Below are 11,717 nucleotides of genomic sequence, written 5' to 3'. Positions count from 1 at the left end.
ACGTCAGCTTTTATTCGCTTCCTGCCACCCCCGCGGGTCATTCAGGAAGGCCTCGACGCCGCTAAGGGTCTCTTCGTCAAAGGCCTTTTGCGCCTTGGCCTCGGCAAGAACATCCCACCAAGTGCAAAGCGAATGCAGCTTTACACCGTGATCGCCCAGTGTTTTCTCGGTTTCGGGAAAGATGCCGTAGTAGAAGATCACCGCAGTATGCCCGCAGGTCGCGCCGGTTTCGCGGATCGCGTCCACGAAGGAAAGTTTCGAGCCACCGTCGGTTGTCAGATCCTCGACCAGCAGCACCCGCTCGCCTTCGTTCATCGCGCCTTCGATCCGAGCGTTGCGGCCATAGCCTTTGGGTTTCTTGCGCACATAGGTCATCGGCAGCGCCATCCTCTCGGCAACCATGGCGGCAAAGGGGATGCCTGCGGTTTCGCCGCCGGCGATGTTATCGAACGCCTCGAACCCGGCCTCGCGCATCACGGTCACGGTCAGGAAATCCATCAGTGTCGAACGGATGCGCGGGTACGAGATCAGCTTGCGACAGTCGATATAGGTCGGGCTGGGCAGTCCGCTTGCCAGGGTAAACGGCTCACGCGAGTTGAAATGGACGGCCTTGATCTCCAGCAGCATCCGCGCGGTCAGGCGGGCGATTTCGGTGCTGTCGGGAAAGGAACTGGGGATCATGGCGCAAACCTCGGGGCTGAAAACACGTTGCGGGCTGATAGCCCGACCGTTGGGCCGGAGTCGAGAGGGCAAAAAAGAAAAGCGGACCCCCAAGAGGTCCGCTTTTCGCCCTTTCGGGCAGAGCGCCAAGGTGGGCTTAGCTGCTCATGTCGTAGGCGCGTTCCCCGTGTACCGAAAGATCGAGCCCGTTTGTCTCGGTTTCGGCGTCTACGCGAAGCGGGGTGATAAGTGCAACCACCTTCACCAACACAATCGTGACAACTGTCGTAAAGGCCCCCACGATCACCAGGCCGCCCAACTGCGCGGTCCACGTGCCAAGGCCAAAAGCAGCGATCATGATGGTGCCGAAAATGCCGCCGACGCCGTGTACTGCAAAGACATCCAGTGTGTCGTCGATGTTTAGCTTGTTGCGGATGACATTGACGGCTTCCTGACACAATATACCGGCGACCGCACCGATGATCAGTGCTTGTACCGGACCCACAAAGCCCGAGGCTGGGGTGATCGAAGCCAGACCAGCAATGGTGCCTGTGACCAGACCAACCATGGAAGCCTTGCCAAAGCGGATACGTTCCCACAGGGCCCAGGTCAGCGACGCGGTTGCGGCGGACAGATGCGTAACAGTCATTGCCATCGCGGCCCCGCCGTCTGCGGCCAGCTGTGATCCGCCATTGAAGCCGAACCAACCGACCCAAAGCATCGCGGCTCCAACCATGACATAGCCAGGGTTGTGCGGCGGTGTGGTGCGGTTGCGGCGCGGGCCAAGTATGACGGCGATGATCAGAGCAGCCAGACCAGCGGTTTCATGGACTACGATTCCGCCCGCAAAGTCGCGTACGCCGATCTCGCCTAGAATGCCGCCATCAGCCAGCATGCCGCCGCCCCAGATCCAATGGACGACCGGCGCGTAACAGAGCAGCATCCAAAGGGCCGAAAAGGTCAGGACAAAGCCAAAGCCGACACGTTCGACATAGGCGCCAACGATCAAGGCCGGTGTGATGATCGCAAAGGTCATCTGAAAGGCGAAGAACAGGATCTCGGGCAGAGTACCCGCAAGGCTATCGGCATCCACACCATTCAGGAACGCTTTGCCCAAACCACCCCAAACCCCGCTTTCGCCAGGGCCGAAGGCGATCGAGTAGCCCGCAACGAGCCACAAAATGCTCATCAAACAGGCGATTGAAAAGCAATGCATGAACACGCTGAGTACATTTCGGGCACGTACAAGCCCGCCGTAGAACAGGGCAAGACCTGGCAATGTCATGAAAAGGACCAGTGCGGTTGCAACGATGATCCAGGCTGTATCGGCTCCATTCATGGGCCGTTCTCCTTTCCCCTGCGTTTGGTTCGGAACGCTTTGTGTCGGCGCTCGGAACCCTTGTGAGTGTGTGCGCAGCCTTGAAACGGAGGAGAGGTGAGGAAAAAAGAGGCAGAGTTGTTAAAGGCGCTTAAAATGTCACCTTTTCTTCAAGTGATGACAGTTTTTGCGGCTTTTCAGGCATCTTGCCTAAGGAATGGGCGTTTAGGAAAGGCCATCTTTAAGTAGATCTAACGCGTGATCACGCGCTGCCAGCCGGACCGCATCTCGCCCCAATGCGCCAAATTCAACGGTTTCGGTTCGAGTGTCTCTACTGTCGCGGGCCAGTCCGAAACACACTCGCCCTTCCGGTTTGAACTCGGATCCGCCCGGTCCGGCAATGCCGGTGATCGATACGGCAAGCTGCGCCGGAGAATTGCGAAGGGCTCCGTCTGCCATCTCGCGGGCGACCTCCTCTGACACTGCGCCATGCGCGGCCAGCGTTTCGGCCAAAACACCCAGCATGTCCTGTTTGGCTGCGTTGGTGTAAGTGACAAAGCCCCGGTCAACCACAGCGGAGCTGCCGGGAATATCGGTCAGGGCCGCAGCCACCATCCCGCCCGTACAGCTTTCAGCCGTGGCGATCATCACGCCCTGCGCCTTGGCAAAATCCAACAGCTCGCTCACGTTCACAGACCCAGTACTCCGTGTGCTATTCCCGCCAGTATCATCACGCCGATGGCTGCGAAAACGCCTGCGATGACGTCGTCGAGCATAACGCCCATCGGATCGCCACGCCTGTCGGCCCAGCCAACGGGGCCGGGCTTGGTGATATCGAACAGGCGGAACAGGATGAACCCAGCCACCCAACCGGGCCAAAGGGCGGTAATGTCGATCCCATGGGCCCAAGACGGGTAAGAAATCGCCCAAAGCGCGATGAACTGGCCTGCGACCTCATCAACGACGATTTCTGACGGGTCGTGATCATCTTGGCCCTCGGTCATCACGCGGGTTGCCCAAAGGCCGCCAACAAAAACGGCCAGTGTTGCAAGTGCCAGCAGGGGAAACCCACCCAGCGTGTGCAATATCCAAGCCATCGGCAGCGCCGCCAAGGATCCCCAGGTTCCGGGGGCAGGGCGCAAATATCCGACACCGCCGACCGTACCGATCACCTGTGCCGTGGTCATTGTTTCACCAAGCAGGCTGTGGCGAGCGAGGCGATCCCTTCGCTGCGACCAGTAAAGCCCAAACGCTCAGATGTGGTGGCCTTGACCGAGACCTGATCTGCGCTTAACCCCATGATTTTAGACATTTCAGCGCGCATGGCAGCGGCATGAGGGCCGATTTTTGGATACTCGCAGACTAAGGTGCAATCGACGTTCGAAATGCGGTATCCCATCTGCCCGGCCAGCTCGACCGCATGGCGCAGAAAAATCTCGCTGGCAGCACCCTTCCATTGCGGATCTGAGGGCGGGAAGTGGTGACCAATGTCACCCTGCGCCAAAGCGCCGTAGATCGCATCGGTTACGGCGTGCATCCCGACATCCGCATCTGAATGTCCCTGCAATCCGCGCCCATGAGGCACCTTCACACCACACAGGATAACGTGATCCCCCTCGCCAAAACGGTGTACGTCATACCCGTTGCCAAGCCTTACATCCATATCCGTTCCCATTATCCGTTCCGCCCGGGCAAAATCCTCGGGTCGGGTGATTTTTAGATTGTCTGCGTCGCCGGGGACAATGCATACATCAAGGCCCGCCTTACGGGCGACCTCCACATCATCCGCAGCCCCGCCCGAATGGGCTGCGTGTGCGGTTGTGATGGCGTCAAAGTGAAACCCCTGCGGTGTCTGCGCAGCATAGAGGCCATTGCGATCCTGCGTGCCCGTTACAGCGCCATCCCGCCCAACCCACAGCGCATCCGTGACAGCAAGCCCCGGGGCAGCCGCTTGGTGCGTTTCCAGCGCGTTCAAAACGTCCTTTATGATGCGCGACGAGACACAAGGGCGGGCCACGTCGTGGATCAGAACATGTTGCACACCCAGACCTTCCAGGGCCTTCAATCCGCTACTTACTGAGCCTGAGCGATCTGATCCGCCAGATGCGAGGATCAGATCTGAATTGCGAAACTCTTCCCATGCGGGGGTGTCTTCGTCTGAAAGCACAAGTACGATGTGATCCACCTGTCCGCGGAACCGCTCGATCGTCCAGTCTGCCACGCGACGGCCCGCAAGGCTGCGCCACTGCTTGGGTATGCCACCTCCGGCGCGCAACCCGCGCCCTGCGGCGACTATGATGGCGGCTGTAGTCATGTCTCGGGCGCTCCTTCGTATTGGGCTGTGTTTAGGCGGCGGTGAAAGCAGAAGCAATCACCCAAGGTAAAACGATTAAAAGTTAGGCATTTGATGATTTTGCGGGCTTGTTTCGCGCCGTTTTGTTGTTCATATGCGCGGAATTCGATATCAAAACCGCAACTGCCCAAGGATTAAGCACGTTGACTCTGCGCCTCGCTGAAAAAGAAGTAACATCACCGGTCCTTCTGGCTCCGATGGCCGGAATCACTGATCGCCCGTTTCGCGATCTGGTGATGCGGTTTGGTGCCGGCATGGTGGTAAGCGAAATGGTCGCCAGTCAGGAGATGGTGCAAGCCAAGCCTGGCGTGCGCGAACGTGCGGAACTGTCTGCGGACGTAGAAAACACTGCCGTGCAATTGGCCGGGCGTGAAGCGCACTGGATGGCCGAAGCCGCCCGTCAGGTGGCCGACAGGGGCGCGCGGGTGATCGACATCAACATGGGCTGTCCCGCCAAGAAAGTGACCAATGGTTATTCTGGTTCGGCGCTGCTGAAAACGCCGGATCACGCACTGACCCTGATCGAAGCCGTGGTCAGTGCCGTTGATGTGCCGGTGACCTTGAAAACCCGGCTAGGCTGGGACGACTCTCTGCTGAACGCACCAGACGTGGCGCGACGAGCGCAGGACGCCGGAATTCAGATGGTCACGATTCACGGGCGCACGCGGTGTCAGTTTTACAAAGGGCATGCCGATTGGCGGGCGATCCGGGCCGTGAAAGAGGCTGTGTCGATTCCAGTCATCGCCAATGGCGATATCGTGGATACCGCTGCCGCGCAGACTGCGCTGGATCAGTCCGGTGCAGATGGGGTGATGGTCGGGCGCGGCGCGCAGGGCAAGCCCTGGCTCTTGGCGCAGGTATGCCATGACCTATTTGGGGCAGAGGCCCCTGAGGTTCCGATCGGCGCGGATCTGATCGACATGGTGCAGGCGCATTATCAGGCGATGCTATCCTTCTATGGGGCGGACCTCGGCCTGCGCGTCGCCCGCAAGCATCTTGGATGGTACATGGATGAAGCCGCGACACCGGCGCCTTTGCGGCGAGCCGTTCTGACCTCACGCGATCCAAACGAAGTGTTGCGCCTGCTGGCGGATGCGCTGAGCGAGACGGGCGAGGTGGCGGCATGAACTCGAACGCCAGCATCTGGAACTCATTGCCCGTTCCGGCCTTCATCATTGATCCGGACGATCGCATTTCCGATGTAAATGCAGCAGGTGAAGGGTTTCTGAACGCGTCACGCAAGGCTGTGATCGGCCATCCCGTGTGGGATCAGATCGCCGTAGATGCACCGCTTGAAGAGGCTTTCGAGCGCGCGCGCACCTATGGTACGCCGCTTTTTGTCAACGATGTCGACGCCGGATCAGGAAACCGCGCACCGTTGCAATGCGCGTTGCAGATCGCGCCTTTGGTTGGATATCCTGGATCGATGATCATGATCATCTCGCCGCGCGAATTGTCGGGGCGGATGACACGGGGCAACACGGTCAAATCGGCCGCGCAATCGGCCATTGGCATGGCTGAGATGCTGGCCCACGAGATCAAGAACCCCTTGGCCGGGATCACGGGCGCCGCGCAGTTGCTGAGCATGAATATCCCGGCGCAAGATTTAGAACTTACAGACTTAATCGTGGCGGAAAGCCGCAGAATTGTGAAGCTGCTGGAGCAGGTTGAACAATTCGGAAACTTGCAGAAACCCGACTTCAAACCAGTCAATATCCATGACGTTCTGGATCGCGCCCGCCGGTCAGCCTTGCTGGGGTTTGGCGCGGACATGACGATCATTGAAGATTACGACCCGTCCTTGCCGTTGGCCTTCGGAGACCCGGATCAATTGTTGCAGGTGGTTCTGAACCTGCTCAAGAACGCATCCGAAGCTGCTGGGCCGCAGGGGGGAACCATCCGGCTTCGGACTTACTTCGAACATTCCTTCCGTCTGCGCCGCAGCGATGGGTCTGGTCATTCATTGCCTTTGCAGATCGAGATTATCGACGATGGACCAGGGTTGCCCGAGGACATTCGCGGGGACATTTTTGACCCCTTTGTCTCGGGCAAGGAAAATGGCACCGGGCTGGGGCTGGCGCTGGTGAGTAAGATCATATCGGACCATGACGGCTGGATTTCAGCCGAGTCCGTTCCCGGGCGAACCGTATTCAAACTGTCGCTGCGCCGCGCGCCGCGCGAGGTCGCCGAGCACAAAAAGGAGACCACCTAATGGATGGCACCGTACTGGTTGCGGATGATGACCGCACGATCCGCACCGTTCTGACACAGGCCCTGACGCGTGCAGGGTGCAAGGTGCATGCAACGTCGTCGCTGACCACGCTGATGCGCTGGGTTGGGGAAGGTAAGGGCGATGTGGTGATCTCGGACGTGGTCATGCCAGATGGCAACGGATTGGAAATGCTGCCAAAGATTGCCGAAGATCGTCCCGGACTGCCCGTCATCGTGATCTCGGCGCAAAACACGATCATGACGGCGATTCAGGCGGCAGAGGCGGACGCCTATGATTACTTGCCGAAACCTTTCGATCTACCTGACTTGATGAAACGAACCGCGCGGGCCTTGGATCAAAAGCAACGGGTACAGCCCGAAACGGCTCATGTAGATGGCGAGCGTCCGGACGAATTGCCTTTGGTCGGGCGCACCCCGGTGATGCAGGCCCTGTACAGGTTGGTCGCACGGGTAATGAACACCGATTTGTCGGTGCTGATTTCCGGTGAAAGTGGAACAGGTAAGTCCCTGATTGCACGCGCTATTCATGACTTCTCGGACCGGCGCACATTACCTTTTGTTACCGTTACGGCGGCAGAGTTGCGGGATCTGGAAGGACCCGCGCGTGTTTTGGCGCGTGTTCGCGGCGGCACGCTGTTGATCGATGAAATCGCAGATATCGAAGATGAGGTTCAGGCCCGTATCGTGCGCATGATGGATACACCCGGCGATCATGTTCCGCGTTTCATGGCCACAAGCCAGTCGGATCTGACGGAAGGGATGGAAACCGGGCGCATTCGTCAGGATTTGTATTACCGGTTGTGCGGTGCCACCATTCATGTGCCGTCATTGCGTGAACGGGTGGATGACATTCCGCTGCTAGCGGAACATTTTCTGGCCCGCGAAGAGCGTGAAAGCGGTGCAAAGCGCTGGCTCAGCCCCGAAGCGGTAGAATTGGTGCGGCGCTATTCCTGGCCCGGTAACGTAAGACAGTTGGAAAACGCAGTGCGCAGGCTGAGCTTGACAAGCCGGGCGGATGAAATCTCGAAGGCTGAAGTGGAAATGGTTCTGGGCAGCCAGCCCGAAGCTGAACCGGTTCTCAGTGGCGGAGAGCGTGAAAAACTGTCGACCTCGGTCGAGCGACATTTGCGTCGATATTTTGACCTGCACGGCAATATTTTGCCGCCGCCAGGTCTGTATCAGCGCATTTTGCGTGAGGTTGAGGCACCGCTGATCGAAATTGCACTGGACGCAACCGGCGGAAATCAGGCGAAATGTGCCGATTTGCTGGGAATCAACCGAAATACGTTGCGAAAAAAGATTACTGACCTCGATATTCAGGTGACACGCCGCCGCAAACTGATGTAATATCGCCACACAAACCGTGGCATCCCGGCATCTTTTGGGAAAAGATCACGATATATGGCGGTAAGCCGCGAACGCGGCACATCAGGATGAGGGCAGACGGTGGCAACCCGAGCACAGAGCGGGATGATCCCATCGATAAGTCGATGGCGTAAATCACGAAAACTGCGCAATTTCGGTACCTTTGGGCTGGTCCTTTTGGGGCCAATTCTTGCGCTGGCAACCTATCTGGTCATTGGTCCCTTTGATCTTGGTGCAACGGCACCAACCCTGCGGCTGATTCTGTTGGCAGACCTCGTCTATGTACTTGTCGTCGCGGCACTGGTGCTGAGTCAGGTCGGCAGCTTGATTGCGGCGCGCAGGGCCAAGTCGGCGGGTTCGCGCCTTCATTTGCGTTTGATTGGGGCGTTCACTCTGCTGGCGCTGGTGCCTACCGTAACCGTAGCGATTTTTGCCGGGCTCACTGTGAATATCGGCCTCGAGGGCTGGTTCTCGGACCGGGTGCGGCAAGTGGTTGGATCGTCCCTGACAGCGGCAGAAGCTTATGAACAAGAGCACCGCCGCGGGTTGGTTCAGGACGCCTCGGTGCTGGCGCGGTATCTGGACAATGCGCGTTCGCTGGATTTCTACATCTCGGACGCCGAATTGCGCGAAGTGTTGGCGCAGGGGCAGGCCCAAATTCAACGCGGATTGCGGGAAGCGTATGTCATCGACGGCAGTGGCGAGATCAAATCGCGCGGCGATCGATCATATCTGTTCAACTACGAAGCACCCACTTCGGAACAGATGGCTGAGGCCACTGACACAGGGCTGCTGATCATAGCTGATTGGCCAAACAATGAATTCCGCGCGCTTGTGCCTCTGACAGCCTATCTGGACCGTTACCTTTATGTCAGCCGCGAAGTGGATGGGCAGTTGCTGACCCTGCTGGATGACACCAAGGAAACGGCACAGTTCTACCAACAGCTGGAAAGCGAGCGGGGCAGGGTGCTGTTCGAATTTGGCCTGCTGTATCTGGGCTTTGCGTTGATCCTGATCCTTGCTGCGATGTCTTTGGGGATGTGGTTCGCCGAACGCCTATCACGTCCGGTGGGGCGTTTGACCACGGCGGCCCAAAGGGTCGGGGCCGGGGACCTGAGCGTTCAGGTTATAGAAGAGGCCAGCGATGACGAGATCGCCATGCTGGGCCGGTATTTCAACCAGATGACCCGGCAACTGAAAGGGCAGCGGGACACGCTGCTGGAAAACACACAGCAAATCGAAAGCCGCCGTCGCCTGTTCGACTCGGTACTCAGCTCGGTCACATCGGGTGTTGTCGGCGTTGACCCTGAGGGCTGCGTGACCTTTGTGAACCGCTCGGCCGAACGGTTGCTGGACTGGTCGCGGGGAGAAGAGCATCTGGCCATTGGCATCGCGGTGCCAGAGTTTCTGCCGCTGTTCGAAAGCCTGAAAGACAGCGGGCAGGAGGCTGTTCAGGGCGAGGTTAAAGTCACACGCAAGGGACGTCTGGAAAACCTCTTAGTGCGGATGGCCATCCGTCGCGGCGAAGATGGTGGGTTGGAAGGCTATGTGGTCGCCTTTGACGACGTGACCGATCTGGTCAGTGCGCAGCGGATGGCAGCCTGGGGCGACGTTGCCCGCCGCATCGCCCATGAGATCAAGAACCCATTAACCCCGATCCAGCTGAGCGCCGAACGCATCAAACGCAAGTTCGCGCGCAAGCTGGACGAAGAGGATTGCGAAAGCCTCGAGTCGATGACAGGTGTCATTGTGCGCCAAACCAACGACCTGCGTCGCATCGTGGACGAGTTCTCGAAATTCGCGCGGATGCCCGAGCCTGAGTGCCGCGAAGAAAACGTGGTCGAACTCGTCCGTGAAGCAGTTGTTTTGCAACAGGCGGGGCAACCGGACGTGCAGATTGACGCGGATTTGCCGCAGCAACCCATCATGGCCGACCTGGATGCGACGATGTTGCATCAGGCCCTGACAAACCTCATTAAAAACGCCGGAGAAGCGATTGGTACCCTGAAAGAAAAAGGGGCACCGGATAATCTCAAGCCGCAGATAAAAGTGGCAGTTTCCAGTGATGATGCCGGTACGGTCATCACGATTGCAGACAACGGGATCGGTCTGCCCGAGGATCGGGCGCGACTGTTTGAACCCTATGTGACTACACGCGACGAAGGGACGGGGCTGGGCCTGCCCATCGTCAAGAAAATCATCGAAGAACACGGCGGAGCGCTGACGCTTGAGGACGCGCCCGTCTTTGACGGACAGGACCATTTTGGCGCGATGGCCGTAATCCGTTTGCCGGGGGCCAATATGTCCTCGACCGTTGCGCCACAGAAGCAGGCAATTAGAACCAACAAACTGAAAGCAGGCCAAAGATGAGTGACATTCTGATCGTAGATGACGAGCGCGATATTCGCGAGCTGGTGTCCGACATTCTGGAGGACGAAGGCTATTCAACCCGGCTGGCGGCCAACTCGGACGAGTGCATGGCGTCCATCAATTCCGAGCCGCCGGGGCTGTTGATCCTTGATATCTGGCTGAAGGACAGCCGCATGGATGGGATCGATATTCTGAAAGCGGTGAAGCGCGATAACCCAGATGTGCCGGTGGTGATCATTTCCGGGCACGGCAATATCGAAATCGCTGTCGCCGCTATCAAGCAGGGCGCGTACGACTTTATCGAAAAGCCGTTTAACATTGACCAGTTGATGGTGGTGATCCGCCGCGCGATGGAGACGTCTCGCCTGCGCCGCGAGAATGCGTCGTTGAAGCGCAAAGAGGTCAACAACTCGGACATGATCGGCAAATCGGCCTCGTTCCGGGCCATGCAGGGTCAGTTGGACAAAGTGACCAAGTCAAATGGCCGTGTGATGCTGAGCGGTCCTGCCGGGTCGGGCAAGGAAATCGCGGCGCGTTATATCCACGCCCATTCCAACCGTGCCAATGCGCCCTTTGTGACAGTGAACTGCGCAGGGATCGAGCCCGAGCGCGTAGAAGAGGTTTTGTTTGGCCGCGAATCCGCTGAGCGCGGGGTCGAGCCCGGCTTGCTGGAAGAAGCCCATGGCGGTGTTGTCTATTTTGACGAAGTGGCGGACATGCCCCTGGGCACCCAATCCAAGATCCTTCGGGTGTTGGTGGATCAGCAGTTTCAGCGTGTGGGTGGATCGGACAAAGTGCGCGTGGATCTGCGTGTTATATCGTCCACCAACAAGGATCTGGACGAAGAAATCGCAGCCGAGCGGTTCCGCGAAGAACTGTATCACCGTCTGAACGTTGTGCCTGTTGCAGTTCCCTCGCTTGAAGATCGCCGCGAGGATATTCCGGTTCTGGCCCAGCATTTCATCGAAATGTGTAACGAAACCCAAGGTCTGCCGATCCGCGAACTCTCGGAAGAGGCTGTTGCTCTGTTGCAGACGATGACATGGCCGGGGAATGTGCGTCAGCTCAAGAACTTGATCGAACGGGTTTTGATCCTCGGCGACGGAACCGGCCCGATCGAAGCGCGCGAGTTGCCCAGCGAAGAGGATAAGACCGAAGATTCGGGCCGCGTCGTTCTGTCGGGTGCTCTGGCAACCTTGCCGCTGCGCGAGGCGCGTGAAGCGTTCGAGCGAGAGTACCTGCTGACCCAGATCAATCGCTTTGGCGGCAATATCAGCCGCACGGCCAGCTTTGTCGGGATGGAGCGCAGCGCGTTGCACCGCAAGCTGAAGTCGCTGGGTGTCGTTACGTCGAACAAATCCGGTGCACGTGTTGCGCAAATCGATGAGCCGGAACCGGCGGAGTAATCCACCGGGACGG

At 58.5% G+C, this 11,717-nt stretch carries 10 protein-coding genes; 5 read left to right on the top strand and 5 right to left on the bottom strand.

Annotated elements, in window-relative coordinates:
• Nucleotides 1-3: 3 nt before the first annotated feature.
• The 5 genes from GS632_RS05880 to GS632_RS05860 form a co-directional block, all read right to left on the bottom strand.
• Nucleotides 4-681 (bottom strand): orotate phosphoribosyltransferase, encoded by a 678-nt coding sequence (locus GS632_RS05880; protein ID WP_171179948.1) that lies wholly within the window; start codon nt 679-681, stop codon nt 4-6.
• A 136-nt stretch (nt 682-817) separates the two neighbouring features.
• A complete protein-coding gene (locus GS632_RS05875; protein WP_171237692.1) occupies nt 818-1,999 on the bottom strand; it encodes an ammonium transporter in 1,182 nt (393 codons plus the stop codon).
• Nucleotides 2,000-2,203: 204 nt separating this feature from the next.
• Complete coding sequence (locus GS632_RS05870) at nt 2,204-2,671, bottom strand: CinA family protein (RefSeq protein WP_171237691.1); 468 nt, start codon at nt 2,669-2,671, stop codon at nt 2,204-2,206.
• Nucleotides 2,668-3,165 carry a phosphatidylglycerophosphatase A gene (locus GS632_RS05865; RefSeq protein ID WP_171237690.1) on the bottom strand — a complete coding sequence of 166 codons (498 nt, stop codon included), beginning with the start codon at nt 3,163-3,165 and terminating at the stop codon, nt 2,668-2,670. The genes GS632_RS05870 and GS632_RS05865 overlap by 4 nt, the downstream gene beginning before the upstream one ends.
• Nucleotides 3,162-4,292: a bifunctional 2-C-methyl-D-erythritol 4-phosphate cytidylyltransferase/2-C-methyl-D-erythritol 2,4-cyclodiphosphate synthase gene (locus GS632_RS05860; RefSeq protein ID WP_171237689.1), complete on the bottom strand. Its 1,131-nt coding sequence runs from the start codon at nt 4,290-4,292 to the stop codon at nt 3,162-3,164. The genes GS632_RS05865 and GS632_RS05860 overlap by 4 nt, the downstream gene beginning before the upstream one ends.
• A gap of 182 nt (nt 4,293-4,474) precedes the next feature.
• Here GS632_RS05860 and dusB point away from each other — a divergent pair, with 182 nt between their 5' ends.
• The 5 genes from dusB (at nt 4,475) to GS632_RS05835 (ending at nt 11,704) form a co-directional block, all read left to right on the top strand.
• Nucleotides 4,475-5,458, top strand: coding sequence for a tRNA dihydrouridine synthase DusB (dusB, locus tag GS632_RS05855; protein WP_256368512.1), 984 nt, complete (start codon nt 4,475-4,477; stop codon nt 5,456-5,458).
• Nucleotides 5,455-6,543 carry a nitrogen regulation protein NR(II) gene (locus GS632_RS05850; RefSeq protein ID WP_171237687.1) on the top strand — a complete coding sequence of 363 codons (1,089 nt, stop codon included), beginning with the start codon at nt 5,455-5,457 and terminating at the stop codon, nt 6,541-6,543. Before dusB ends, GS632_RS05850 begins: the two co-directional genes overlap by 4 nt.
• A complete protein-coding gene (locus GS632_RS05845) occupies nt 6,543-7,910 on the top strand; it encodes a response regulator (protein ID WP_171179962.1) in 1,368 nt (455 codons plus the stop codon). Before GS632_RS05850 ends, GS632_RS05845 begins: the two co-directional genes overlap by 1 nt.
• Before the next feature lie 123 nt (nt 7,911-8,033).
• A complete protein-coding gene (locus tag GS632_RS05840) occupies nt 8,034-10,298 on the top strand; it encodes a PAS domain-containing sensor histidine kinase (RefSeq protein ID WP_171721524.1) in 2,265 nt (754 codons plus the stop codon).
• A complete protein-coding gene (locus tag GS632_RS05835) occupies nt 10,295-11,704 on the top strand; it encodes a sigma-54 dependent transcriptional regulator (protein WP_171179966.1) in 1,410 nt (469 codons plus the stop codon). Before GS632_RS05840 ends, GS632_RS05835 begins: the two co-directional genes overlap by 4 nt.
• The last annotated feature ends 13 nt before the right edge of the window (nt 11,705-11,717 follow it).

The sequence above is a fragment of the Ruegeria sp. HKCCD7296 genome, assembly GCF_013110775.1.
GTDB lineage: Bacteria > Pseudomonadota > Alphaproteobacteria > Rhodobacterales > Rhodobacteraceae > Ruegeria.
The sequence above is the reverse complement of the archived record's forward strand: the minus strand, read 5'-3'. Positions and strand labels throughout refer to the sequence as shown.